At 51.6% G+C, this 26,304-nt stretch carries 25 protein-coding genes; 15 read left to right on the top strand and 10 right to left on the bottom strand.

The features are described 5' to 3' along the window. Positions 1–363 precede the first annotated feature (363 nt). Positions 364–1,944, top strand: a complete 1,581-nt coding sequence (locus BJ887_RS16470; protein WP_121340120.1) for a phosphoethanolamine transferase — start codon at positions 364–366, stop codon at positions 1,942–1,944. 201 nt (positions 1,945–2,145) lie between these two features. Here the strand turns inward: BJ887_RS16470 and BJ887_RS16465 are convergent, their stop codons facing one another. The 4 genes from BJ887_RS16465 to BJ887_RS16450 all read right to left on the bottom strand — a co-directional run bounded on the left by BJ887_RS16465 (position 2,146) and on the right by BJ887_RS16450 (position 7,435). Beyond that, positions 2,146–3,042 carry a PhzF family phenazine biosynthesis protein gene (locus BJ887_RS16465; RefSeq protein WP_044859287.1) on the bottom strand — a complete coding sequence of 299 codons (897 nt, stop codon included), beginning with the start codon at positions 3,040–3,042 and terminating at the stop codon, positions 2,146–2,148. A 137-nt stretch (positions 3,043–3,179) separates the two neighbouring features. Further along, positions 3,180–3,716, bottom strand: coding sequence for a GNAT family N-acetyltransferase (locus tag BJ887_RS16460; RefSeq protein ID WP_086463066.1), 537 nt, complete (start codon positions 3,714–3,716; stop codon positions 3,180–3,182). Between the two features lie 255 nt (positions 3,717–3,971). Then, positions 3,972–7,004, bottom strand: a complete 3,033-nt coding sequence (locus BJ887_RS16455) for an autotransporter outer membrane beta-barrel domain-containing protein (RefSeq protein WP_121340119.1) — start codon at positions 7,002–7,004, stop codon at positions 3,972–3,974. Positions 7,005–7,120: 116 nt separating this feature from the next. Then, a complete protein-coding gene (locus BJ887_RS16450; protein WP_014169014.1) occupies positions 7,121–7,435 on the bottom strand; it encodes a lipoprotein in 315 nt (104 codons plus the stop codon). A gap of 175 nt (positions 7,436–7,610) precedes the next feature. Between BJ887_RS16450 and BJ887_RS16445 the strand changes: the two genes are divergently transcribed. The 3 genes from BJ887_RS16445 to BJ887_RS16435 all read left to right on the top strand — a co-directional run bounded on the left by BJ887_RS16445 (position 7,611) and on the right by BJ887_RS16435 (position 10,421). Then, positions 7,611–8,243, top strand: coding sequence for a response regulator transcription factor (locus tag BJ887_RS16445; RefSeq protein WP_044867764.1), 633 nt, complete (start codon positions 7,611–7,613; stop codon positions 8,241–8,243). Further along, positions 8,240–10,027 carry a hybrid sensor histidine kinase/response regulator gene (locus tag BJ887_RS16440; RefSeq protein ID WP_086463064.1) on the top strand — a complete coding sequence of 596 codons (1,788 nt, stop codon included), beginning with the start codon at positions 8,240–8,242 and terminating at the stop codon, positions 10,025–10,027. The genes BJ887_RS16445 and BJ887_RS16440 overlap by 4 nt, the downstream gene beginning before the upstream one ends. 76 nt (positions 10,028–10,103) lie before the next feature. After that, positions 10,104–10,421 (top strand): YebG family protein, encoded by a 318-nt coding sequence (locus tag BJ887_RS16435; protein WP_047955193.1) that lies wholly within the window; start codon positions 10,104–10,106, stop codon positions 10,419–10,421. Between the two features lie 152 nt (positions 10,422–10,573). Here BJ887_RS16435 and BJ887_RS16430 read toward each other — a convergent pair whose 3' ends face one another. Beyond that, positions 10,574–11,410, bottom strand: coding sequence for a MipA/OmpV family protein (locus tag BJ887_RS16430; protein WP_086463063.1), 837 nt, complete (start codon positions 11,408–11,410; stop codon positions 10,574–10,576). A gap of 205 nt (positions 11,411–11,615) precedes the next feature. Between BJ887_RS16430 and BJ887_RS16425 the strand changes: the two genes are divergently transcribed. Next, the gene (locus BJ887_RS16425; protein ID WP_020885069.1) at positions 11,616–12,293 is read left to right on the top strand and encodes a response regulator transcription factor; all 678 of its coding nucleotides are present in this window, start codon (positions 11,616–11,618) and stop codon (positions 12,291–12,293) included. Continuing rightward, positions 12,293–13,687 carry a HAMP domain-containing sensor histidine kinase gene (locus BJ887_RS16420; protein ID WP_086463062.1) on the top strand — a complete coding sequence of 465 codons (1,395 nt, stop codon included), beginning with the start codon at positions 12,293–12,295 and terminating at the stop codon, positions 13,685–13,687. Before BJ887_RS16425 ends, BJ887_RS16420 begins: the two co-directional genes overlap by 1 nt. A gap of 86 nt (positions 13,688–13,773) precedes the next feature. On the opposite strand, the gene BJ887_RS16415 is transcribed toward BJ887_RS16420, so the two are convergent. From BJ887_RS16415 to BJ887_RS16400, 4 genes are all read right to left on the bottom strand, one after another. After that, positions 13,774–14,556: an alpha/beta fold hydrolase gene (locus tag BJ887_RS16415; protein WP_121340130.1), complete on the bottom strand. Its 783-nt coding sequence runs from the start codon at positions 14,554–14,556 to the stop codon at positions 13,774–13,776. A gap of 99 nt (positions 14,557–14,655) precedes the next feature. After that, positions 14,656–15,039, bottom strand: coding sequence for a RidA family protein (locus BJ887_RS16410; protein WP_020885066.1), 384 nt, complete (start codon positions 15,037–15,039; stop codon positions 14,656–14,658). A 107-nt stretch (positions 15,040–15,146) separates the two neighbouring features. Next, entirely contained in the window at positions 15,147–16,604 is a 1,458-nt protein-coding gene (locus BJ887_RS16405) for an MFS transporter (RefSeq protein ID WP_121340118.1), read from the bottom strand. A 49-nt stretch (positions 16,605–16,653) separates the two neighbouring features. Further along, positions 16,654–17,400, bottom strand: coding sequence for a glucose 1-dehydrogenase (locus tag BJ887_RS16400; protein ID WP_044857227.1), 747 nt, complete (start codon positions 17,398–17,400; stop codon positions 16,654–16,656). Positions 17,401–17,511: 111 nt separating this feature from the next. Here BJ887_RS16400 and BJ887_RS16395 point away from each other — a divergent pair, with 111 nt between their 5' ends. Beyond that, the gene (locus tag BJ887_RS16395) at positions 17,512–18,381 is read left to right on the top strand and encodes a LysR family transcriptional regulator (RefSeq protein WP_014169025.1); all 870 of its coding nucleotides are present in this window, start codon (positions 17,512–17,514) and stop codon (positions 18,379–18,381) included. Between the two features lie 19 nt (positions 18,382–18,400). On the opposite strand, the gene BJ887_RS16390 is transcribed toward BJ887_RS16395, so the two are convergent. Further along, the gene (locus BJ887_RS16390; RefSeq protein WP_020885062.1) at positions 18,401–19,309 is read right to left on the bottom strand and encodes a LysR family transcriptional regulator; all 909 of its coding nucleotides are present in this window, start codon (positions 19,307–19,309) and stop codon (positions 18,401–18,403) included. Positions 19,310–19,434: 125 nt separating this feature from the next. Between BJ887_RS16390 and BJ887_RS16385 the strand changes: the two genes are divergently transcribed. The 8 genes from BJ887_RS16385 (at position 19,435) to BJ887_RS16350 (ending at position 26,297) form a co-directional block, all read left to right on the top strand. Beyond that, positions 19,435–20,172, top strand: a complete 738-nt coding sequence (locus tag BJ887_RS16385; protein ID WP_014169027.1) for an SDR family oxidoreductase — start codon at positions 19,435–19,437, stop codon at positions 20,170–20,172. A gap of 232 nt (positions 20,173–20,404) precedes the next feature. Then, complete coding sequence (locus BJ887_RS16380; RefSeq protein WP_044857229.1) at positions 20,405–21,319, top strand: LysR family transcriptional regulator; 915 nt, start codon at positions 20,405–20,407, stop codon at positions 21,317–21,319. Positions 21,320–21,489: 170 nt separating this feature from the next. After that, positions 21,490–22,137, top strand: a complete 648-nt coding sequence (locus BJ887_RS16375) for an isochorismatase family protein (protein WP_020885059.1) — start codon at positions 21,490–21,492, stop codon at positions 22,135–22,137. 334 nt (positions 22,138–22,471) lie between these two features. Next, positions 22,472–23,035 (top strand): gamma subclass chorismate mutase AroQ, encoded by a 564-nt coding sequence (gene aroQ / locus BJ887_RS16370; protein ID WP_050737417.1) that lies wholly within the window; start codon positions 22,472–22,474, stop codon positions 23,033–23,035. 97 nt (positions 23,036–23,132) lie between these two features. Continuing rightward, positions 23,133–24,188, top strand: coding sequence for a catalase family peroxidase (locus BJ887_RS16365; RefSeq protein ID WP_121340129.1), 1,056 nt, complete (start codon positions 23,133–23,135; stop codon positions 24,186–24,188). Then, complete coding sequence (locus tag BJ887_RS16360) at positions 24,185–24,730, top strand: cytochrome b (protein WP_014169034.1); 546 nt, start codon at positions 24,185–24,187, stop codon at positions 24,728–24,730. Before BJ887_RS16365 ends, BJ887_RS16360 begins: the two co-directional genes overlap by 4 nt. 75 nt (positions 24,731–24,805) lie before the next feature. Further along, positions 24,806–25,393: a TetR/AcrR family transcriptional regulator gene (locus tag BJ887_RS16355; RefSeq protein ID WP_044857230.1), complete on the top strand. Its 588-nt coding sequence runs from the start codon at positions 24,806–24,808 to the stop codon at positions 25,391–25,393. Between the two features lie 409 nt (positions 25,394–25,802). After that, complete coding sequence (locus BJ887_RS16350) at positions 25,803–26,297, top strand: molybdopterin-dependent oxidoreductase (protein WP_020885054.1); 495 nt, start codon at positions 25,803–25,805, stop codon at positions 26,295–26,297. The last annotated feature ends 7 nt before the right edge of the window (positions 26,298–26,304 follow it).

Below are 26,304 nucleotides of genomic sequence, written 5' to 3'. Positions count from 1 at the left end.
GAGGAATTTTGGCATATGGCCTCATGGCCGCATCCTTGCTCATAGGCTGTTATGCGGACGTACAACGCATTGAGTGGAGTAGGGAGCATGATAAAGAGCGAAGTATGAAAATCGAAATCTACTAATCCTCGTAGTACCGAAGATTGCCGGCATACTATAGACTCTGGCACCCGCAGCGTTTCATATTCTAAAAGTCCTCAAGAAAGCTAAACAAGGCGTCCTGATTCTGTGAATCCTTTGAGCTTATGAAGCATATTTGCATTAATTAATCAAGCTCTGCTGATTATATAATAAACAAGAATCACACTATTTTCTATATTTAAATAAAACGGATAAAAACCGAGCCGGCTTAGGTGCTATGAAATGTTATTAACTCTTAAAAAAATTTGTTATGATAATTTTAGATTTGTTTTAAGTGGGGCGTTTTTTATAATTTCAGTATCCATTGTTGTTATTGTTAATTTTATTGGTGCGCGTTATAATTTGGTCATTAATCGCACCTTGGTTTTTGCTTTTCTGTTATTAACACTTCTTTGCATCAATAGCAAAATATTAAAAAACCTTATTGGCTTTATAGCCTTAACATTAATCGCTGCTGATTTATCTCTTCAGATGTATGCCTGGAATCACTTCAACGCTAAATTTGACTATGGTTTTGCATTAAGTGTAATAAATACTACAGGTAGCGAAGCATTTTCAATGTTAGGCGTTTATTGGAGAAGTTGTGCAATTTTTATGGGGTTGCTGTGTTTATTTGTTTTAACTATCAACTGTAGCACAAGTACCCTGCCGTTAAAGTATAGGCGATACCCTGCAATATTATTCGTGCTTTTGTTAACTGGCTATACTGTACAGGGTATACTGCATCAATTACGAAAAAGCAATGTTGATAGCCTTGCTCAACGTGTTGTAAATTCAACTCCGCTAAGCACGGCTACAGTCTTTATGCAAGCCATCTCTGATATGAGTATTGCCTCCAGTATTAATAATAATACACCTGACTATTCAGTATTACTATCAGATACCGGAATTGATAATTATGTAATTATTATTGGGGAGTCTGAGCGCAGTGCAAATATGAGCATATATGGATATGAGCGAAGCACGACTCCTGAACTGGAAGCAGAAAGGAAAAATCTTCTGTTGTTCCAGCATGCCATTAGCCCCGCGCCAGTGACCATTATGGCTGTGCCGCTTGCGCTCACTGCTGATTCAGTACAGGAAGCAGATCCCGCTAAGTACAGTGACAATATTATTAGTATAGCGAACAAAGCCGGGTACGATACGTACTGGTATAGCCACCAGGGAAAAGGGGGCGCATATAATAATGTGATTACAGGTATCGCTATGAAAACCAAACACCATCAGTGGATTGATCAGGGGTTCGATGACTCTTTGCTCCCAGAACTTGAATCAACTCTGAAAACATCTGGTAAGAAATTAATTGTGCTACATCTATATGGTAGCCACGAACCAGCCTGCGCGCGCTTCCCAAAAGATGCTTCCGTCTTTAAAGATGGAAATAAAGATGATGATTGCTATGATAACTCTGTGCGCTTCACGGATTATGTTATGGGGAAAGTTTTTAGCCAACTTTCAAATACACGCTCTTCTGTATTTTACTTTTCTGACCATGCCTTAATACGCGATCCTTCACGTTCAGTGGTATATTATCATGCAGGGGCTAATCCCCCCCGGGAAGCGTTATCTGTCCCAACTTTCATTTGGTATAGCCCTAAGGTTGAAAGAAAGAATAAGTTGATCGGAGACTACGATACGCCATGGTCTACCGATGATGCGAATACCCTTTCCGAATTATGGCTCGGAATACATCGGGTTGAAAATGATATCGTTAGCTTGCAAAAGTGGCTACAGGACTATCAAAAACCGATTGTAATTAAGGATACAACGGGTAAGAAATTTAATTGGACGGATATAAAGTAGTTGAAGCTATGATTTTTAGTTAAAAATTATTCTGCCGATTGACTGAAAATACATGACTGTGGGAGCCAGGCCTGAAGAGGTACTGGCTCGTACTCTAAATATTCATGACCAGCTCTCCATTGATTTATACACTATGCTCTGAGTCAATCTTCATCGGGTGTGATAAAAATTGCGACATCCGCACCTCATTCACCGCGGCCGTCAGGGCAATGTAAATGAGCCTTCCATGACAACAACGCTTTTTCCTCCTACCCGAACTGACGGGCTTTCTGCAGTGCCGTCATAGCCTGAAAATAATATGCTGGCGCGCCCCATATCAACGCCCTGGCTTACGCGAAGAGAGAGCTCTTTTTTATTGCGAAGCTGGGCCAGCAGGGCTGTTACTGCGCCAGTCGCGCTGCCTGTTGCCGGATCTTCGGTCATGCGTGGCGTAAACATCCGGGCCTGTAAATCACACGGGTCTTCAGGATCCGTTTCCAGCGTATAGGCGTAAATGGACACCGCACCGTCGAGGGGCAAAATAGCCCGGAAACCCTGCAAATTGGGTACGCAACAGCGAAGCGCATTTCGGGTCGCGAGTTCGACAATCAAAAAAGGCAGGCCAACAGAGGCGACGACAGGCATATGTATTTCAGTGCGTATATCACTGGCTTCAAGAGAGAGGCAGGCCGCCACGTTTTCCGGACTAACTTCTGAATGGCAGGATAAGGCTTGCGGAACAAGAAGCTCTGCACCCGTGACCTTTGCATTTTCTCTGATAATCCTGACAGGTACCCGCCCGGCGGCTTCTTCGAATATCAGCGTTTCAGGTAGCGATTCGCCATTCAGTTCACCCTGATACGCCAGGACAAAAGCAGTCCCAATATTGGGATGACCAGCGAAAGGGATTTCACGCGTTGGGGTAAAAATCCGTACCCAAGCCGTATGTGATGGTTCTTCAGGAGGTAAAACAAACGTCGTTTCACTGTAGCCAAATTCTAACGCGAGCAGCTGCATTTGCTCAGTGGTCAATCCCTCGGCATCCAGAACGACAGCTACCGGGTTACCGCAAAACGGTTTATCAGTAAACACATCTGCAATCACATAACGTCTTCTCACCAGGACCTCAACTTCCGTGCCTTAAAATGAATTTATACTCAACGAGTTTGTCGTTTTAATATACGCTCACGTGAAAACATAACCCACTGGCATTTAACTGTATGCGTATTTTTCACATTAACGACGGAAGATGATGTTTACCTGATTTTCTTCATCCACTCCGTTAAGGTGAGTGAATACAAAAGGCTCGGCGGTGCGTCTTTAATATCATGTATATCTCTGACATATCTCAGTCCCGTTCTCTCAAGAACCTTCTGTGACGCCAGATGGTTAGCTCTGACAACGGCTGAGATCTCGGTGAGTTGCATATCATCAAAACCATACCTTACCGCGTGTGTAGCAAATTCTGTCGCCAGGCCTTTTCCCCAGGCATCTGTCGATAACCGATACCCAAGATTGTTAATCACACTATCGCCATAGCTACGGATGCTCAGCCCACCAAATCCGATAATTTTTTCAGGGGATTCGAGAAGCGATATGGCGAAGCTACCAAAGCTGTGAGTTTGCCAGTGGGCGAGCCAGCGATTGAGAACCGTTTTTGCATGATCAATATCCGGGTAGGGGCCTGCGGGGTTAAACGTGTTCGTCGCCGGATCACCATAAATTCTGAAGAGATCGGCTACGTCTGATGCCATTACCGGGCGAAGGCACAATCGAGTTGTTTCAATTCGCAAACAGACCTCCTGATATGTATTGACGGGAATATGTCTTTCATTAATTGATGCTCTCTGATTTAAGCATATATGTGTTTTGACGTAATTCGACAGATCCGATTGTGTGCTGTCGTGGCGAAACGCTCACGACGAATACCCTGGTGTGTTAACCGATGGGAACAGGTCAGCCTCACCAGATATCAGTTTGCGATGGACAGAAAACGGACAAAAAAAGACCCGCAGTACGCGGGTCTGTATAAATGCTGAAAAGGGTAATCAGAACGACCAGCGCAGGTTAGCGTTGACCGAATTGATGCGGGTGTCTTGACCAAGTTGCCCCTGATAACCGACATCCAGCGTCGCAGCGCGCGACAGCTGTACGCTGACGCCGATATCGCCCACCATCACGTCCTCATCAACGGCCTGGCCCTGGGTGATGAACGCGTCACTGCCGGCAAATGCCATCCGCGATGAGGTGTTTTTATCCCCGTAGGCGTGCTGCCAGCCCAACGAACCATACAGGTTAACGTTTTTCGGCAGTTCGGTGACGCCGCGCATCCCGAGCGTGGAGTAGAACGTGTTCATCGTTTCATTACGCACGCTCAGCGCGGCGGCACCGCCATCTTCCCTGAAACTGTCGGTATGCAGTCGAATCCAGGACAGGTTGATAAACGGTTCAACATTCATCGCCGGCTGGCCAAAACGGTAGCCCGCCTCGGTAAACGCCAGCAGCGAGTTGGCGTCGTAATCTGACTTCAGGCGGTCCGAGAAACCACTGAAATCAACGTTGCGCTCGCCTTCAATCTTGTGCCAGGTGTAACCCAGTGTGCCGCGCAGTGAGAACGCATTCTGTTGCGCTGCGGCATACAGGCCAAGGTGATAGTTATCGGTATCCGTGGATGAATGGCGGCTATCAACGTCGTAATCACCACGGCTATAACCAAAGTACCCCCCGACACGTACGTTATGGTCAGCCAACTTGCGATCCGCGCCCAGCAGGAAGCCGGTGGTGTTGCCGTCCAGCTTGCCTGCGTTACCGTTGTCGCGCGTTCTGCTCCAGGAACTGAAGGTCTGGCCCCATACGCCGTTATTTTGTTGCTCCGGCTGTTGTACCAGCGACATCGCTAACGGCGGTATCGGCAGACTGTCATTATCGAACGCGCGCTGCATGCGCTGGTTCAGTACGTTGAACAGCTGAGTGCTGCCGGCGATCAGGTTAGACTGTACCGACGGGTAAACTTCACCTGACAGCTGGTTGAACGCCTCGCGCGCTTGCGGTGCGCTGAGTACCAGCAGAGAGTTATACAGCGCCAGGGAAGGGCCGTTTTGTGTCAGCGTGGAAAGCGCGCCGGCGGTATTCCACTGGTTGCTGGTGTTGGCTACCGTCTGGAAAATACCCGGTTTACCGCTTCCTGGATTTTCTCCACCTGGATTCTCGCCGCCTGGATTCTCACCGCCAGGGTTTTCACCACCCGGATTTTCACCCCCAGGGTTCTCACCGCCCGGATTCTCACCACCCGGATTTTCACCCCCAGGATTCTCTCCGCCGGTCTCTTTCTGCGCGATGGTGAGATCGACAGCGTCGGTGCTCTGTTTCAGTGCCACGTCCAGGAAGGCGGATTTGGAGATGGCCCCGGCGAACTGGCCGTCAATTCCCCCGTTGGAGGTTAGAATGCGATAGCTTTGGCCCGTTTTGTAGCTGGTCTGCGGATCCAGCGCGGTAACCTGTACTTTAGCCTGATCGCTGATGGTCGTTTTGCCAGACACCAGTAACTGATCGCTGCGGCCGTCACCAGCGATATCAACGTCATAGAACGATTCACCCACAAAGTTCAGGTAGCGTTTCAGCGTCAGCGTGCCGATAGTACCATCACCGGGCGAGATATGGCCGCCGGAGAGGATCTCTGTCTGGCCCAGCGTGCCGTCACCGCCCAGCGTGCCGCCGGCTTTGATCGACGCGGCGCTGCTGTAACCTTGTCCGTTACTGACCTCCGATCCCGCCGTCGCGTTGAGGATCAGCGTGCCGCCGTTCTCGGCGCTAAGCGTCTGCACATCAAAAATATCGTCTTCGGGTTGGGTGTTGATATTGCTGGCAATAATGACTTTTCCACCGCGCGCGGTCACGTTCGCCTTGAGCCCTGAAAGATCGCCGTTCAGCGTGGTCTGACCGGAGGTATTGATCACTTCACCTTCGCCGCTCATCTTGTTGCTGAAAACGTAATTTCCGTCGGTATGGTTGAAGTAGACATAGCTGCCGAATAACCCACCCCGAAGGCTGATTGCCGTCTTCGCATCAAGAGTGCCCGCGCCGCCCGCCGCGCTGAGCGTCGGCTCCGTTAAACCGGTGCCGGAGTCCATATTGCCGCGGCTGCCGATTATCAGCGCGCCCCGGTTCGAGCCGGAGCCCGTCATCCCCACTACCAGCTCATTACTGCCTGCGGAAAATGCACCGCCGTCCATGACCGACAGTACGCCATTGCCGTAATCGCCAACGTTAACGCTGCGGGCACTGGTAAAACGCGAGCCCTCGCCCGCGATAACCAGCTCGGCGGTTTTACGCGCGCCAGAGACGCCCGCCACCTGAATGTTGCCCACGTTAACCGCTCCGCCGTTGAGCACGTCCAGATCGCCATAAAGCGTGAGCGTACGGCTAACATTCCATTGCGAACTGGATCCCGTGACGGTGGCTTTCGGGCTCAGCTTGTCGGTTTCATCTGGGCCGGAACCATTGCCGATACGGGCATCGTAGGTAGTGTTGAGCGTCGCACCGTTTTCAATCGCCAGCGTGGAGCGGGCACCCAGGTCAGTGCCAACGCTGAGAAAATTACTGACGACGCGTGAACCGGCGCCCGTAGCGATAAGGTGGCTGTCGTAGCCACGGGTGGTACCGACCACGATCTCCTTCGCGCTGGCCAGCGCACCGTCTTCAACTCGCAGGGTGCCCAGGCCAAGATTCAGGCCACCACGCAGAATGTACTGATCGTTAACCGCGTTCAGCTCAGCATTTGGTCCGCGGACCGTGACCGCGCTTTCATAAATTTGTCCGTTGAACAGTCGACCGATATTGATGTTATAGGCAGTGATTTTGCCATTATCGATCAGCAGGTTCCCGCGTTGGTTACGGCCGACGTAAACATCGCCGGTGTAACCTAAAGATTCGGTAACACGCGCGTCGCCGTCAAAAATGGCATCCGCTGCGCGAGCGAAATCGGCAGGGGAGAGCATCAACAGCGGTGCGGAAAATAGAGCGAGGTAAAGTCTGGAAAGCGGTGTCTTAACCGCTAAAGAATGCGATGTAGAGTTATTCACGGGCTATCTCCGTACTCATTAGCATGATGTCTGGAAAATCGTTTTTATATGAAACTCAAATGTGTCGGGAAATTTAAAAGGCGTTATTATTTGTACGCCTTTTGGTATTGAGGAAATTATTTATGCGTGACAACCGGCGTACAGGTCGGCGCGCTTAGCGTCGGCGCAGATCCTAAAATTCCAGGCATCATCATTGATGAGCAATCGAAAATTCGCCCTTTTTCTGTCGTGGCGCGATAAGAAAGTTTTTGGCCGCCCAATGCATCCGGTTGGGCACCATTCACGTTGGTCACCGTTATTTCGTCCGACGAGCCCAGCCCCAGCATTTTAGCGGTTTCCGCCTGCAGCAGTGGAATAGCCTGATCGGTTTTCAGGGTGGAACAACCGGCTAGCATCAACGTAACGGTTAAAGCGATTAGTGGTCTTTTCATAAATTATCCTTTATATCCAACCAGTTAAAATCACTGATTGTATTTATGTTTTCTATTACCCAAATCAGCGGGTAATATATTTCTCTTTCCTAATTGAAAAAACCCTCCTAAAGTAGGGTGGGTCGATAATAATTCATCTGTACTCTCAGATACGCGAAGGTGAAAGGAGATTCCTTTGGGGCAGAATTATGCGTTGGTCGTTGATGACCATCCATTGGTAGCAAGCGGCATCGCCAATTTTCTGATTACACATTGCCGGTTCAAACAGGCGTATGTCGTGACGAATGAAGAAGATTGCTACCGTCATATTAGGGAAAATGGCCCGCCACGTTTACTGGTAATCGATTTTTGGCTATCTTCCGGTACGGCGTTGAAATTACTCAAAGAAGTGAAACAGCTTTACCCTCAGGTGCGCCTCCTGGTCGTCAGTGGGGATGAAAATAACGATATCTGGCAGAAAGTGCATACGGCCGGAGGACACGGTTTCGTATTGAAAAGCGAACCTCCTGAATTATTCTCACGGGCCGTTTTTGCCCTGGCGGATAATCTGACATGGTTTCCTTGTGCAAACGAATGTGCCGTTAAGACGAATAATGAGAAGTTAAGTAAATTTAACTTAACGCCGCGGCAAATTGATGTTTTGAATATGATTATGCGCGGCCTGCCAAATAAAAGAATTGCCGCCCAGCTTTCTATTTCTGAGCCCACGGTAAAAGAACACATCAGCAATATTCTGAAAAAGATAGGCGTTAACAGTCGGGTGGAAGCCATCACGCTACTGCATGGCAAACGGGAGCCGTCGGAATGAGGTTTTTCCAGGGTTCACAGAACGATGGCATCTCTCCCCCCGCGCAAATTCGCCTGCTGAATAATACGTTTCTGCGGCTGGTATTCAGCTTTAGCGCTGTGCCTTTTGTCGGCATTCCTTTCGCTATCTGGATCCATTTGCTGGGGGACGATCTGGGTCCCACCATTACCTGGATAATAATTTACTTGCTCTGTGCTGTGGCGATCCGAATAGTGCATCGGCGCTATCAGCAAGAGGTTAAAGAAAATGATGATGAGGCCGTCCTGCGCCGCTGGCTTCCGCGCATTAATAAGGTGGCCTTTTTTCATGGGCTGGGGATTTCATCACTCTATTTAATTACCCCGCAGACGCAGAATTTTGACTTTTTCCTGCTCCTTAATATCAGCATTGCCGCTATTGTCGCTGCCAATGCGACGCATCTGACGCCGGTCATCAGCACCTTCACACGGTTTTTCTTTGCCTCCTGGGGGGTTCTGACTCTCGGTATCATCCTGCGACTGGATGACCTGATGTTCATCGTGCTGATGCTGAATCTGCTGTACGGCTTCGCAATCTACCGCCATGCGTTAACGTCCCACGCGTTCTTTATCCAGCAAGCACTACTGGAAGAGCAAAGCTCACGCCTGGCGGAGCAGTTCCGGCAGGCCAAAGAAGAAGCGGAACAGGCGTTGCTCGATAAAAATCAGTTCCTGACGACCGCCAGCCACGATCTTCGCCAGCCGGTGCATGCCATGGGCTTTTTGATCGAAGCCATTATCCACAGAAACCAGGACGACAGCCTGACGCCGCAGCTGCTTGACCTGCAACAGAGCGTTCGTTCGGTGCACCTGATGTTCAATTCCCTGCTCGATCTCAGCAAAATTGAATCTGGCAATGTAATGACCGCCCCTACACGCGTGGACATCGGCACGCTTCTCGACTCGGTGATCACCCTGTTTCGCGAAGAGGCCAACAGTCGCGCCCTGCGGCTGCGAACCTGGCGGCCCAAACGTCGCCTCTTCGTGATGGGGGACCCGCTGCTGGTGCGTCAGTCCTTGATAAACCTGATACAAAATGCCCTTCGCTACACGCAGCAGGGCGGTGTGCTGGTTGCCATCCGTCCGCGCGGTGCCGAGTGTCTGGTGGAAGTATGGGACACCGGGGTGGGGATTGCCGACGACGAAAAAAGCAAAATCTTCTCGCCTTACTACCGCCCCGAGCTGGCATGGAAGATCGACAGCGCAGGGCACGGGCTGGGCCTGGCGGTGGTTGCCCGCTGTGCCAAGCTGATGAACGTGAAGTATGGAATGCACTCCATTGAAGGCAAAGGTTCACGATTCTGGATGCGCTTTACGCAATACACGGGTGACGTGAAAGCGGTGGATCCACTGCCCGCCGGTGACAACCTCTCTACACCGGTACGCTATGCGCCACTGCATGGCTCCTGCCTGATCGTTGACGACGATCCGCTGGTGACGTCCGCCTGGGAGAGCCTGATGAGCCTCTGGGGGATTAACGTGCGCTGCGCGGCCTCGGCCGAAGACGCTTTTGCCATCATTGACGACGGTTTCACGCCATTTGCTGTACTGTGCGACCAGCGCCTGCGATCCGGCGAAAGCGGGTTCGACATCCTGAAAGCACTTTTCGAACGTCTGCCCGACATGAGCGGCGCGATGGTCAGCGGGGAGTTTAACTCGCCGGTTCTGCTGGAAGCGGAGCAGGAAGGCTACCTGGTGTTGCGTAAGCCGCTGGAGCCCGCCAAACTGCATGCGCTACTGACACAGTGGTCTGCAGGCTCGGGCTAAAACGAAAGTACAATTTGACTGCAACACAATTCTGGAAATGCTATACTGTATATAAATACAGTGTGAGGGGTGCGTAATGGCTGTTGAAACAAAATATGTTGTCGTACGAAAAGGTGAAGAGAAAATGACATTTGCCAGTAAAAAAGAGGCTGACGCTCACGACAAACTGCTCGACATGGCAGAAGCGTTCACCGACTGGCTGTTGCAAAGCGGCATGCAGATGGATGAAACGCAGGCTGAAAATCTTGGGCTGTATCTCGCCGAGCAGAAAGAGGCCGTGCAGCATATTCTGCGTACCAGCAAGCTTCCCGATTTCAATGCCGCCACTGCCATAGATAACCCCGAGCCAGATGCGGCTGGCAGTAAAAAAATCAGAGCCGTTAAAGCTGCCTGATCGCCAGAGTGCATCATCGATTCTGATGCCCCGAGTCAGGGGGGCATCAGGGCGTGTTGAGTGCCGCCCCGTTATCTTACTGGGGCGGAACGAATACATATTATTGAGAGTTCTGAGCGAGAAGTCGTCGGGAAGCACTCATCCCATCACGATCAGAAGCTGTACGTCACTTTCAAACTTCCCGTGGGCGACGTTTTTCGTTGAACAATGGGGCTATTGCCTGCATCTCCCGTCAACTGCGTAACACCTGTTGCGACAGCTACGCTCCAGTCCGGGGTGAGCTTGTGGGTCCAGTCCACATTCAGCGAATAAGCATAAACACCGGATCCAGCATCATGTCGGGAAAACCCCGATGCTGCTGACTGTGCGGCATTCACCCCGTAGTAAGTCTGCATGTATTTGCTGGATCCCCAACTGGTGGTCAGCGCCAGCGTCAGCGAATTTTTCGGTGATGTATAAAGTGGGCTGATAATCCCGAAGTGCAGGGCCTCACCGTTGTTTCTTTCAGAAACCGGCACTTCAGCCTGCAATTGCACACTCAGCCAGTCGGTCACCTTATACCCCAGTCCGGGCACAATGATGGCCGAGCCTTTGACGTCACCCATACCCCGCAAGTCGTCACTGCCGGAGCTTATTGAATCGCTGTTCACGTCACGATCCTTGCGACCAACGCGATAGCTCAGCGCAGCGTTGTAATCCAGTTTACCGACACTGTTACCGTAACCGATACCCCGCGTGGTGCTGATAAAGACGCCATTTGCCATGGAGTAATCGAGCACTAATGCTGTAGTGGCACGGCTTTTATCCGAACCAGAATAGCGTGGCGCAATATCCACACCTCCCCCCAGGGTCAACACGTTACCCTGGTTCTGTTCTGCCGCCAGTGTCGGGGTGGTCAGAAACGCCAGAACGACTCCCGGCACTATTTTTTTCAGGCTGCGAGGCGAGAGCAAAGGAGGATACTGATGACGCAGTGCGATGTTTCTCATTAAAGAAGTCCTTGTGGATTCAAATGATGACGATACAAGCGGTTATTCACGCCAGTTTTCTCAGTTTGAATACGCACCCTAAGGTTCTTATGAGCCGAAAATGAAGAAACGCTGAAGCAAGTACCGCTGCAGTAAACCTGATAGATTTATCGAAACCGTTTTTTTCTTAAGACGTTCTTCATTCACTGTTGATACCGTTACCAATGTGAAAATTCTACTAATCGAAGACGACCTGGATCTGGGCAATGGCGTGCGGATCGCCCTTGCAGATCAAGGATTTGATGTCATATGGGTTCGCCGCAAAGAGGATGCGCTGCATCAGCTTGATGCCTGCGTGCCAGAACTGATATTGCTCGACCTGGGACTGCCCGATGGCGATGGCATGGGCCTTATGACCTGCTTGCGGCAACAGTTCAAGGGGATCCCTGTCATCATCCTGACTGCGCGAGGCACGCTACAGGATCGCCTGTGTGGGCTGGATGCCGGTGCAGACGATTACCTTGTTAAACCTTTTATTCTCGCCGAGTTGTTGGCCAGGGTAAGAGCGCTTGCGCGACGCAGTTACGGTTTTCAGAATGAGGCAATAGAAATCAGAGGGTTATCTCTGCATGTGCCAACGCGTCGCGTGACGGTGAGTGCCCGTCACGTGGAGTTGACGGCAAGTGAATACGCGCTGCTTGAAACGTTAATGTTGCGCGCTGACCGCGTGCTTACACGACGATTTCTGGAAGAAAGAATCTTCGGCACCAAAGAAAATCTGAGTAATGCTCTCGACGTGCATATGGGGAATTTGCGTCGAAAAATCGGGGACGGTTATGTGCGAACGGTGAGAGGGGTGGGGTATGTCATTGATACTGTACCGATCTACAAAGGCGGTGATTGATGCGAAATATCTGGCGCACCCTGAGACTCCCCACGCTCGTACGGCGAATCATCATCGCCCAGATGCTGCTGCTGACCTTGCTGTGGTGTCTTTTTTTGACTTTTGTTTTGTGGGAGGACTTGCGTAGCCCCCCGATATTAACGGGCAGTAAGACCTACGAAACCCTTTTTACGCTGGTGGACAGTATGGACGATCGCCCCCAGGAACGCACCGATGTGCTGAACACGTTCAGTAAGGCGTTGCGGGAGGGATATGGCGGAGGTGAAGATCCTGAACTGTCAATCAGCCTCATTATTCGCAAACATAACGAGATAATTTATTCATCTGATGGCGCACCAACAGGGGTCGTAAACACCCAATTGGGGGAATTACAGCGTATTGAGAGTGAGGGGCGCACCTGGACCAGCCGTACGCTCAAATCCGGGAACTCCGATGTGGAGGTGACACTTGTGACGCCTGCCGGAGGCTGGAACTTCTTTATCTACCTGAACTCGCGTGGCTATTACATATTGCCGCTACTGGTGTGCATTCCTTTTCTTTTATTTCCCGCGTGGCTGTCAATTCGTATTGCAATGCGACCCTGGAGCAAGGTCGTAAATGAAATATCCTTGCGAACGCCAGACGATCTCTCTCCATTTAAAGCCATGCCAAAACACAGGGAGCTTCGCCAAATGGTGGACGCGATAAACGTGTTTCTTGCCAGGGTGCGCGAAAGCGCGGAAAGGGAACGGATTTTCATTGCTGATGCCGCTCACGAGCTGCGTACTCCTCTTGCTGCAATGCGAATCAACGTGGAGGCGCTGCAGTCGTATGTAAGCAATGAGACTCAACAGGAATTACTGGCGGGGATTATTCGCAGCAACAGCCGGGCCGCCCGACTCGTCAATCAATTGTTGCTGATGATGCACAGTGAAGCACGTATTGATACCGTTATGCAGCCAGTGCCGCTGACGACGCTCATTCAGGAGCGAATGGCTGCACTGGAACCGCTGGCTACGGAGCGCAGGATAGAGCTTGAATTCATCTCTGATGATGAAGTCTGGATCACAGGCATCAGGGAGCGCCTGATGTCGCTGATTGACAATTTGATTGAGAACGCAGTCAAGTACAGCCCTGAGGGCGGACGGGTTGAAGTAGAGCTACGATCGCGGGATAAATCCACGCAGCTTCGTGTCTCAGATGCCGGGCCCGGTATTCGGCCTGAATTGAGGGAGCGTGTGTTCGACCGATTTTTTCGCGACCCCAATCAGATGCAAAGCGGGAGTGGACTGGGGCTTGCCATCGTCAACGCGGTTGCGCAGCAACACAACAGCAGCGTAGGCCTGTGTACGTCTGCAGAAGGCGGGCTGCTGGTCACTGTCGATTTCCCAACTCAGATAGCCGAAAATGCGTAGCAGAGGCCAGAAGCAGACATCTAAGAAAAATGACCTGGCGTTTGATTCGCAGAGAATAGGGGGACTCTGTTTGCACCAACGTTATTTTAAAGGCCTGTTTTATCGAGCCATCTGGACACACGCTGGGCCAGTTCATCCGGTTTTTCCAGAGGAATAAGATGTCCACAACCGTCAACATAATCCACACAGGTTCCGGTTAGCCTGGCGAGTTCTTCTGCCTCCTCTGTTGAACGCAGCCGATCATGTTTCGCTGCAATAACGTAGGTCGGGCATAAAATGGGTTTTAATGTTATTCGCTCGCGGTTTAGCCCTGACTGAACTCTGAATACATCGGCTCCCAGCCTTTTTCCCATATTACGGATTTTCTCAATAATGGCCGTATTACTGGCGAGATCAGCATGAAGGGATTTTCTAATGGCCGTTGTGCTCAGCCCACTAAAGTCTCTGGAGGAATTGATATTCGCTGCAGCAACACGGGTATTTATCTCTTCTGCCGAATCCTCTCTGAGAGACGTAGCAATGAGGATCATCGCCGCTGTCCGCTCCGGAAAAGCCTCATAAATAGCTCTGGCAACATAACCACCTAGCGAAAAGCCGGCCAGCACAAAACGCTCCGGTAGTTTCTGGACTATATTAGCGGCAATATCCTGGATTGTGGTTCCCTGGCCCAGGCTCGCAGGTATAAAGAGCCTGCGCTCGGGAAATGCGGTGATAAAATCGTCCCACAGTGTTTCATCAAGCATAAATCCCGGGATAAGTACCACAGGAAGGTTCTCTGCATTCATCGGCAAGTCCCATTTTCTGGCCGCAGTGCCATTGCCAGGGTTTCTGAATCTGTAAACATAGCCTATTGCAGTTGATGAAGACATTGTCGTCTCGTCGAGGTCTGCCGTTTGTTCGTAGCAGACCTTGCGGCGCTTAAGCCGATCCGGTTCGTACCCGGGGTGATTTGGGGACACACGGTGGCACTACTTTTTAGCCACAATCCGCATTTCCACCAGCGCATTTTCTGGAATGAACGCTGATACGCCTATGGCAGTCCATGCCGGGTAGGGTGCCTTTACATATTCATCTTTCACTTTAGAAAAAACGTCTATATGTTTTTTAAGATCAATATGAAAAGTGGTCATCTCAAGAATATTTTCATACCCTAAGCCTGCGGCTTTCAAATAAACACCAAGCTTATAAAACGCATCATGGAATTGTTCTTCCGGATGCTGACTTATCGGTTTGTCCTTCCGTGCCGCGGTAACACCAGAGAGATACACCGTGCCATCTGCTTCGATAACGGGCGAGAAGTGCCAGTCATCGAAATAGTGTTGAAATTCTTCAGGGACTATCGATTTTTTCATGATTTTTTCTCAGGTTGACGCATGAGTTCCTGCTGCGGGTAAACGGCACGCTGGGGAGGAACATGAGCAAGGATGTCCACCCCTCAGCCAGTTGATTGTCTGTTACGTTACTTGATAGACGCGCCGCTCGCAGCAGAAAATAAACCGGAGGCCTGCCGGATAAGCCGGATGCTTAGCGCGGCACCCGTTGCCAGGCATATCGCCATCGCCAGAAGGGCGACGATAAAGGCATGCGTAATATTTGCACCGCTTCTGCCGGTGTCCAGCATGCTGTAAAAAATGCCACCGATGACGGCGACGCTCAGTGCAGTGCTGATTTGGAGTGTCGAGCTGGTTACCCCGGCAATCATGCCTGAAAACGCCGGTGCAACGCGGCCTGTCACCATCCGGACCAGCGTCGGCATCGCCAGTCCTTGGCCGAGGCCGGTGATAAAAAGCAATACAGCGAGCGGCAGCATGGCCGGTGCGCTACCCATCATGGTATGGGCAATCAACCCTGCCAGGCCTGCTAACCCCAACGTCTCGCATCCCATCCCGATTGCGCTCAGATAATTGCCGACAAAACGCCTCAGATAAGGTGTTAGCAACGGACCGATCAGAAAACCCACGCCAAAAGGCAGAAAAAGCAGGCCCGCAGTCAGGGCGTTTAACTGCAACGCATCTTGTAGATAAACGGAGAACAAAAGAAAGAAGGCCCCGATAGAATAAAACAGCAAAACGATCGCCAGCCCCTGACCCAGCCCCGGCGCGCGTAATACGACCGGATCAAGCAGAGGCGAACCGCCGTTCTGGCTAAGGCGACGCTCATAACGCCATAACAGCGACGCCAGCAGCGGGACAGCCAGAAATGACAGCCATGTCCACCAGGGCCATCCCGCTTCACGGCCTTCAATTAACGGCACAATCAGCGCACTCAACGTGGCGGTCGCCAGTAACATGCCGACCGGGTCCAGTCGTTGTGCGGATGGCGCACGCGTCTCTTTCAGCAGTGGCAACCCGAAGAGAATGACCAGCAGCGCCACCGGCAAGTTAACGAGAAAAATAGCCCGCCATCCCAGGTGAAACAGATCCGCTGAGATCAGGATACCGCCCACTACCTGCCCGATAACCGAGGCCAGGCCAAATACAGCGCCATAGATACTCAACGCGAACGGTTTTTCCGCTTCCGGAAAAATGGCCTGTACGGAAGCCAGTGCCTGAGGCGCCATAATCGCGGCCGTAGCACCCTGTAACACGCGTCCACTAATCAGTACCCATGGTGACCAGGCTAAACCGCACAGCAGCGATGCCACCGCAAAACCGATAAGCCCTATAAAAAACATCTTCCCACGACCATAAATATCACCCAGACGACCGCCGGTAATTAAGGTTACGGCATACACGGCTGCATAGGACGAAATGACCAGCTGTTCAGCAGAGGAAGAGGCGCTCAGCTCGTCCTGAATAGCAGGTAGCGCAACATTGACGATAAAAAAATCGAGCGGGGGCAAAAATGCGCCAACCAGCAGGATGACAAACATTGCCCAGCGACGCGGCTCGGCTTGCGGGAGGATAGGGGGCGACATGGAACACTCCACAGGTAACAGTTATGTGCAGAGATTGAGAGGCAGGGCGTTAGCGCATGCCACCAGAGGCAAGAATCACCTCACCGGTGATCCATCCCGCATCGTCTGATGCGAGAAATGAGACGATCGGCGCAACATCCTGCACCTGACCGATGCGGCCGAGTGGGGTCTGCTTTTCATTCCATGTCTGGAAGTCCGAGTTCATCGCGCCTGCACTATGACTGCCTTCCGTTTCGATAAGGCCAGGGTTGACCGCGTTGACGCGAATTCCCCGGGGGCCGAGTTCTCGTGACAGTACCCCGGTAATAGCATCGATCGCCCCTTTGGTGCCGCTGTAGATGGCACTCTCGGCGATAAAGACGCGGGTGACGAACGAACTGATGTTAATGATGCTGCTGCCTTTATTCAGATGCGGCGCAGCAGCGCCGGACATTAATAGCGGGCCCAGAACATTGATGTCGAATTGTCTGCGGTAGAGTGCCTCTGTGCTCTCTTCAATGCGGGCGAACTCATAAATGCCGGCGTTGTTCACCACAATGTCCAGCCGCCCGAAAATGTCGATGGCCGCGTGAACCAGCACCTCAACCTCAGCCTGACGGGTGACATCCGCCGCGACCGCTACCGCCTGCCCACCGGCAGCTTGTATATCGGCAACGACGTTATCAGCACTACTTTTGCCTGACGCGTAATTGACAATAACCTTTGCACCGTCAGCCGCCAGTTGACGGGCAATCCCGGCTCCGATGCCTTTGGAACCACCGGTTACAATCGCCACTTTGTCTTTTAATTTGTACATGTCATTCATTTCCTGACTGGGGTGAGGACGCTATAGTGATATCGACAAAGTTGTTTTGGAACTGCCACTTTTGTATATTCAATGTTCATTTTTGTACGGTGAGACACTGGCATGGAATGGGGCGACGTCCGGGTATTTCTTGCAGTTATGCGTAAGGGCTCTTTCGGCGAGGCGGCACGAAGCCTGGGTGTGAGCCATCCGACGATTGGTCGCCGGATAAAGGCGCTTGAGGAAGAGGCGCAGCAAGCGCTATTTCGCCGGACACAGGAGGGGCTGGTTCTGACCGACGCCGGCGACAGGGTGCTGAAGCTGGCAGAAGCGATGGAAAACTCCGCGCTGGCGATGGAGCGGCGTCTCGCCGGTAATCACGAACGTCTTGAAGGGATATTGCGGATCTCTTCAGCAGAGTGGTTTGCCAACTATGTTCTCGCACCGGTCCTGGAGGAACTGACGCGCCGCCATCCGGCGATTGTGCCGGAGCTTATCGCAAGCTACCGCTTACTTAACCTGTCGCGGCGTGATGCCGACATTGCGTTTCGCATCGTTCCCTTTACCGAACCGGATATTGTACAGCGCCGCCTGATGCGCATCCCCTATGCGCTATATGGAACGCCGGAAATCGCCGATATCGCCCGACACGATCCGGCCGCAGTGGGGCTTATTCTGATGAACACGGCACAATCCCACTTCTCTGACGTCGCCTGGCTGCTCGACAGGTTCCCCCAGTCACGACGTGTGTTCACCAGTACCAGCCGGGCCGTACAGGCACAGATGTGCCAGCGTGGAATGGGCATCGCCGTGTTACCGCGCCCGCTTGGTGATGCCATCACCGGCTTAGCGGCTATCAGCATGCCGGAGCCACCGCCGTCCAAAGATATATGGGTAGGGTATCACTCTGACCTCCGGCATATGGATCGCCTGCGGGTTATGCTGGATATCGCCGATGCGATGCTTGCCGATCCCGCGGCGCCGTCAACGTGAGCGACGGTTTACGCAGCCATTAAGCGTTCACCTCAAAGCGTTCCCGATAGAGAGAAACCAGCCAGTCTACAAAAATCCGGACACGGGGAGACAGCTGTCGGTGCTGTGGATAGATAGCCGAAAGTTGCATGGCCGGGCTTTTCCAGTCGCTTAACACTTCCTGTAGCAGGCCATCCCGAAGGGCATCGTCCACATGATAACGTGGAAGCTGAACCAGCCCACATCCGCGCAACGCGCAAATAACGTAATTCTCTGCGTCATTCACTGTCATCCAGCCTTTGGTCGGATAGCTTTTCTCTTTACCGTTAACAATGAGTTCCAGAGGGTAGTTCTTACCCCGGCTGGTGGAAAAGAAATTGACGCTCTGGTGAGAAAGCAGATCGTCTGGAGTCATCGGTCGGCCGTGCTTACGAAGATAGTCCGGACTGGCGCAGATAACCTGAGGCATCTGGGCTAAAGGCCGGGCAATTAATGATGAATCAAAGAGCTTGCCCGCGCGTACGGCGCAGTCAACGCCTTCCCGAATCAGATCGACCAGACGATCCCCACTGCTGATAACCAGCCTGATGGCGGGATAGCGGGCGTGAAACTCGTCAATACGGGGCAGTACAATGCGGGTCGCATGGGCCCCGTGAAGATTCACGCGCAAAATCCCCTGTGGCCTTACGCCGGAATGACGCAGGGAAGACTCCGCATCGTCCAGTTCAGAAAGAATATGCACGCAGCGTTCATAAAATGCCTCGCCATCCAGCGAGGCCCGCACGTGTCTGGTCGTGCGCTCCAGCAGACGACACTCCAGGTTTTTCTCCAGGCTTTTTATTGCATTGCTGGCCGTCGCTCTGGGGATCCCTAGCTGGTCCGCGGCCTGACTGAAGCTTTGAAGCTCTACAATGCGGGTGAAGAGCAGCATGGTATCAAATTTATCCATCACGGATCCTGAAGGCGATTATTAACGATAATGGAATTATGTTATCAAATATCACCCATTTATCTCTCCTGCTAAAACATTAATATCTCCATTCAGACCCCCTTTCACTGAAACCGGAGAGAACGATGGACAAAGTCAATAAAACTGCCCTTGTTACGGGCGGTTCCCGTGGTATCGGCCGCGCCATTGCTGAGCGTCTCGCGCGGGACGGTTTTACCACTATCGTGAATTACGCAGGTAATGCCGAGGCGGCAGAGCAAACCGTGCAGAGCATCGTTGCTAAAGGTGGCCGTGCGACGGCGATTCAGGCTGATGTTGCCAGCGAAGCGGATGTCAGCCACTTGTTCCAGCAAGCGAAAGCGGTTACCGGCAGACTGGATGTGGTGGTGCACAGCGCGGGGATCATGCCAATGGCGAAGATTACCCCTGCCGGTCTTCACGATTTTGATCGTGTCATTCATACCAACCTGCGTGGCGCATTTCTGGTGCTGGCAAATGCTGCTGAAACCGTGAGTGAAGGCGGCAGAATCATTGCCCTTTCGACGAGCGTGATCGCCAAATCCTTCCCGGCTTATGGTCCCTATATCGCCTCAAAAGCAGGCGTGGAAGGGCTTGTACACGTGCTGGCAAACGAACTGCGGGGCAGAAATATCACCGTTAATGCCGTTGCTCCGGGCCCCACCGGGACTGAGCTCTTCTTTAACGGTAAGAGCGAAGAGCAGGTTGCGGCCGTTGCAAAACTGGCCCCGCTCGAGCGCATCGGTACCCCAGAAGAGATCGCCAGCGCAGTAGCGATGATCGCCGGTCCGGACGGGAGCTGGATCAACTCGCAGGTTATTCGTGTAAACGGTGGCTTCGCCTAATCCCCCCGACAGGCGGATGCATACGCTTCCGGGGTAAATGAGCGATGAGGCCTGCACGGTCATGCCGCGCAGGCAATAGTCAATATCGTCAATACACCTGCGGGAAACGTCCCTTCCGGGTTGATATTGATCCGACTGATGAGAGTGCGGCGGTGGTCAATGCCATTGCCGAGCGCATCCGCCAGCAATTTTTACAGCTGGCCTGCCGATAAGATATTTGGATTTAAAGAGTATGAAGAAAATGACCTCCCAGAACTTTTCCTGGGATGATTTGAAAACCGTTATGGCTATAGGTGAGCACGGTAATCTGTCACGCGCCGCAGATGCTCTGGGCATCAATCATTCCACCTTGTTTCGTCGGTTGGGGGCCATTGAGACGTCGCTGGCATTAGCCCTCTTTCTGCGTCGCCGCACCCACTACGTTCCGACAAAAGCCGGAACCGCGCTGATCGCCCTGGGACACCGCATTGAAGAGGATATCCACTATGTTCTACAGAACATTGAAGAGGATGAATGCGGTTTTTCGGGGGAGATAAGGGTCACCACGTCGGATGCCCTTTTGCAGGATTACCTTAACCCGCTGATCGCGTCATTTAGCCGAATAAATCCCCACATTACCTTTCAGGTCTCGACAGAAAATGAATCCGTCAATTTGTTCGATGGCGGGGCGGATATCGCGTTTCGAGCCACCAGAGACATTCCGGAGCATCTTTCCGGCCGCAAGGTGGGATCGGCGTTCTGGGCAGTGTATGGTTTACGTGAACAATGGGAAAAAAAGCAAGTCAATGCTATGACGCTCACGGAGCATCGCTGGGTCTCCTTCCATTACGCAATGTCTAAGTTAAACGCCTTTCTGTGGATTGAAAAAAATATTCCCGAGAAAAATATCACCTTTCGCGGCGACTCCGTTCTCAGTGTTGCGTCGGCAATCTCAAGCGGCATTGGGATCGGTTTGTTACCCTGCATGCATGGCAATCAGATAGATAAACTGGCTCAGATTAGCCCCATCGTGGAGGGACTGGGTGAAGACATTTGGCTGCTCGCGCATCCTGATGTGAGGAAATCAGCAAAAATAAGGGAATTTATGAATCACTGTTCCCACTATTTAGCAGAGAACAGAAAGAGAATATTCGGACAAACATGTTAATTCCTTTTTTCATATAAAATTCATTAATATTTCACAGCGTTCATTTTTGCAATAAGCCCTTTGCAAAAATGAACGGACAAAAGAATATTTCGTTTTGTATAGTTTTCTCGTGTTCACGAATCAGGTCATTAACACACTGATAAATTTAAACAAACATCGCGGAAACTATTATGACGATTAAAGCAACACCTGCAGCGGCCAGAAATCTGTTAAGCCCGGAAAACCATGCGCTGATCCTGCTGGATCACCAGAGCCAGATGGCGTTCAATGTGAAAAATATTGATATCGGCCTGCTGAGACAAAATACCGCAGTCCTCGCGGAAACAGGCAAGGGGTTTAATATTCCGACCCTTGTTTCAACGATTTCACGCCATGATTTTGCGGGCCCGGTATTTCCTGAAGTTTCAGCGGTATTCCCGGATGACGCGTCGTACGTTAACCGATCCACCTCAAACGCATGGGAAGATGGTAATTTTGTTGATGCCGTCAACAAACTGGAGCGCGACCGCCTGGTGTTTGCAGGTCTGTGGACCTCGGTCTGTCTGAATGGTCCGGTTCAGTCTGCCATTGAGCAAGGTTTTGACGTCTATATCGTCACAGACGCCAGCGGTGACATGAGTGCAGAAGCTCATGAACGCGCTGTGCAACGCATGATTCAGGCTGGCGCAAAGCCGATTACTGCCCTGACTTACCTGCTTGAACTGCAACGTGACTGGGCACGTCATGAAACCTACGAACTGACCACTTCGATCAGCCAGAAACATGGCGGAGCGTTCGGTATTGGCATCCAGTATTGTGCAGATATGGTTCACGCCTAAGATAACTCGCCATACGATTTTTTTTGCTGGGGGAGTGGAATGACCGTATGGCCGGTATGCGGGCAGGATGCAGTATTCCTGCCCGCATGTTTTTTCTGAGTTCTGTTCATCTTTCTTCGTTCCCCCTCGCTCGCCGTTTCGGCAGCCTGTCTTACCCCGAATTCTTTTGAAAACCATTCCGAACAAACATGGCATCCAGCATTGAGTAAAAAATGAGTGATGAAATTGACACTAAACCTACCAACTGGTAGGTTGGTTTTCGTTCGCTTTCCAGCCAACCGGATCCGGGCCTGAGAACGTTATTTTTTTACCTATGCGATAAGTGAGATCGGTAATGGAGAAAAAGCATGAGTTAGCGGCAGGGCCATCCATTCAGGGAGATGGCATTGCGGAAACAACGACAGCGATCGAGGTTTTTTCCGGCCCCGGCATGAGTATCAACCTGCGTTTTTGCCTGATGAAAGAGGTTGCGGCGTATAAGGCGCAGCAGGGTCAGGCAATTGCCGACCCTGAACAGGAACGGGACGTGCTTGAAAGAGCCTTTGCTGTCGCCCACGCGTCAGGGCTGGAAAGAGAGAGCGTCAGGTCTTTCATTCAACTGCAGATGGACATTGCGAAGGCTATCCAGCATTTCCATTGTGCCGACTGGCTCATGGAAGAAGACACACCGAGGACACCGATGCCGCTCTCTGTGGTGAGAGCAAAAATTGCCCATGCCGATGAATCAACGCTTCGCAGTATCGCCCGGAAATTAAAAACGGAGGGCGGCTTTTCCGGAGCTGATAAAGCGGCATTCATGCGAGAAATTCAGCATGAAAAAATACGTGACAGAGATAAAGAGCGGCTCTGGGCTACAGTTAAAAAAATCCTGCTTCATTCATCCTGTGGCGCGTCTTAATGGGCGAGTTATCACGCCAGCAGCGAAAGACGTGCTTAATGTTTTCAGGAATACGTTCTCGCGTATTTGATTGTGTATTCACTGTGTGAGCAAAAATATGACGAACACTTCACTTTCCACCGGCCAAAAAATAGTCCGCCTGTGCCTGGTCGCGATTATTCCCCTTGTCTTGATAGCGCTGTTTCTCTGGTCAGGCGGCTGGCTGACGCCGAATCGTCTGACGTCTGACAAACTGGTTTCGGTATTGCAGAAATCGAGTGGGGAACATCCTGGTTTTCGCCGCAATCACGCGAAGGGCGTGTGCGTGGTGGGGGATTTTATCTCTAATGGCCAGGTCAGTTCGTTATCGCGAGCAGCGCTGTTTGCCCCTGGCGAAACGCCGGTTACGGGGCGTTTCGCCATCGCAGGGGGTAACCCAAAAGCGCCGGATTATGCCGTTCCCGTGCGCAGCATGGCGCTGCAATTCAGGCAGAGCAACGGCGAGCAATGGCGAACAGGCATGAACGCGATGCCACGCTTTCCGGTCTCTACCGTTGAAGACTTCTATGCGCTGCAAAACCTGACTCTGCCCGATCCGGCAACCGGTAAACCCAACCCCGATAAGCTTAAGGCGTTTGTGATCGCGCATCCTCAGATGCAACCCTACCTCGCCTGGGCAAAGCAGTATGTACCGTCATCCAGTTGGGCAAGCGATCGCTTTAATAGCCTGAATGCATTTCGCTTTATTGATAAAGCGGGTAAAGAACATCTGGTCCGCTGGAGTATGGTGCCGCATATTGGCTCTCAGCCGATGAGCGAGGCGGATAAAAATGATAAAGATTTTCTGCAACACGATCTTGAAGAGCGTCTGAAGCAAGGGCCGCTGAAATGGGATCTGATGATTACCGTCGCTAAACCGGGCGATCCGGGCAACGATGCAAGCCAGGTTTGGCCTGAAGATCGGCAAACCATCAATGCCGGCATGCTCGTGCTGACGCGTGCAACACCGCAGCAAAACGGTCCGTGCAATGACATCAACTACGATCCGCTGATTTTGCCCGATGGCATTGCCCCTTCGGACGATCCTTTACTGAATGCGCGCTCGGCGGCCTATGCCAAATCCTACAATGCGCGTACCCGTGAACAGTCCCGACAGTCAGGAGCTGGCTTATGAAACAGGTTGCTTATTTCCATCCGGCGTTGCGCATTCTGCACTGGTTCATGGCGGCGGCTATCGTGGCAATGTTGTTTATCGGTATTGCAATGGTTTCAACCATTTCGTCGAAACATGCCCTGCTGGTGGCGATCCACAAACCGCTGGGGCTGATGATTCTGGTTCTGGTGGTGGTCAGGCTATGGCTGAGGTTTTATACCTCCGTCCCTTCGCTACCGGCTTCCATACCGGCCTGGCAGCGCCTGATAGCGCATCTCTCACACTGGGCGTTATACCTCATGATGTTCCTTCAGCCCCTGATTGGCTGGGCGATGCAGTCAGCGGCGGGGTACCCCATCACCCTCGGGGGCGGGGTTGTTTTGCCACCCATTGTTCCGGTGAATAACGACTGGTTTGCTATTCTGCGGCCTTTGCACTCTCTGGTTGCGCTGATGCTATTTGCTACCGTGATGCTGCATTTGGCGGCCGCGCTTTTTCATGCGTTAGTGCTGCGAGATGGCGTCTTTGACAGTATGGCGGGGACCGGCAGACGGCGGCAGTAAAGGCGGCCTGTCGGTAGGTTTTCGCTCTGCTCTCTGATATCTTATTGATCTGTATACTGACAATGGGTTACGGCTATGTCCACCGAACGTTCACAGAAAGCAAACGACATTATATTTTTCACGCGACAATTGCTTACCACCGGTGGCTACCGAAGCTTCAGTTTTGCCGACCTTTCTGAAAAGGTGAATATTCGCAAGGCGAGTATTCACCACCATTTTTCAAGCAAGGCGGAGCTGGTAAGGGTCGTCGTGAGCGAGTATCGCCAGGAGGCTCGCGCCGGAATGCAGGCATTAAGCCGTCAGCTAAATAATCCGGTTGCCGAACTTCAGGCCTATGCCGATTATTGGGCCAAATGCATCCAGGACGGTTCTGCGCCATTTTGTATCTGCGCGATGCTTGCCGCCGAACTGCCGACGTTGCCGCCCGAAGTCGCTTCGGAAGTGACGGGACATTTCGCCGATCTCTCTGGCTGGCTGACGGAGTTGCTCCAGAGAGGAGAAAGGGAAAAATGCTTTACTGTCCGGTCAACCCACGCCAGCGAGGCGGGGCAGTTAATGGCAACGGTACATGGTGCCATGTTAGCCGCACGCGCGTTTAACGACGCGAAAGTATTTCAGCAAATCGTCCAGCCGGTGATCGACAATATTCTTGTGTCGGATTGATCGCTCGATAGCACGACATTGCCCTTTTAACCTGCTTATAAGGGCGCAATGTGCACCTCTCCTGAGGGTATTCTGTAGCAATAATTGACCACTCCGCACAAATTCTGACCGTTTAAGACGCAGCGGGGGATTAGAAACGACAATTTTTTCAAATTCCGCCTTCGTCCAATTTTAATAACCTGCTCTGTCTCATATTATCATGGTGTAAAAGGGAGACAGGGACACGTCTGAAGGCTAATCTTTGTTAATGACGATACGGCAAGCAACAACGTCGGGATGGCTGTCATGGACCGTTAAACGAGAGTATAACGGGACCGTTTCGTCCTGGAGTCTTATCTGGTTGGCTGGTAACAATTTGTGTCAGAATAGACGACAAGACATACCTATTTCCTTAATGGAGTCATCGCGCATGAGAATGGCAATCACCCTACTTTTCTTGATTATTTCGACCTGTTCCTGGGGGAAGGAACTCCCTAAGCTTGAAGGGAAACCCGTGTTAACCATCTCCGGGAAAATCGAGAACAGTAATCAAAATGGCGCTGCAGTCTTTGATATCGCTGGCCTGGAAAAAATCGGCCTCGTTACCATGCGTACCCGTAACCCATGGTATAATGACCAGACAAGCTTTGAGGGTATTCCCATGAAAAAACTCATGGAACTGGTCGGCGCCAAAGGCACTGTTCTGAGTGTAACCGCGCTCAATGATTATACGACTGAAATTCCCATTGAAGACTTCACAAAATATAACGTGATCCTTGCAATAAAAATGAACGGCCAATATATGCGCGTTCGCGACAAGGGCCCTCTGTTTATTGTCTATCCTTATGAAAGTAACAAAGAGTTGGATAACCAGGTCTATTACTCGAGATCAGCATGGCAGATTAGCAAAATGGTCGTAGAGTAATAATCTG

The organism is Enterobacter sp. WPR_3_1 (assembly GCF_003635055.1).
In the GTDB taxonomy this organism is placed as follows: Bacteria; Pseudomonadota; Gammaproteobacteria; order Enterobacterales; family Enterobacteriaceae; genus Enterobacter; species Enterobacter ludwigii.
Note: the sequence above shows the minus strand (reverse complement) of the source record. Positions and strands in the feature narration are given on the sequence as shown.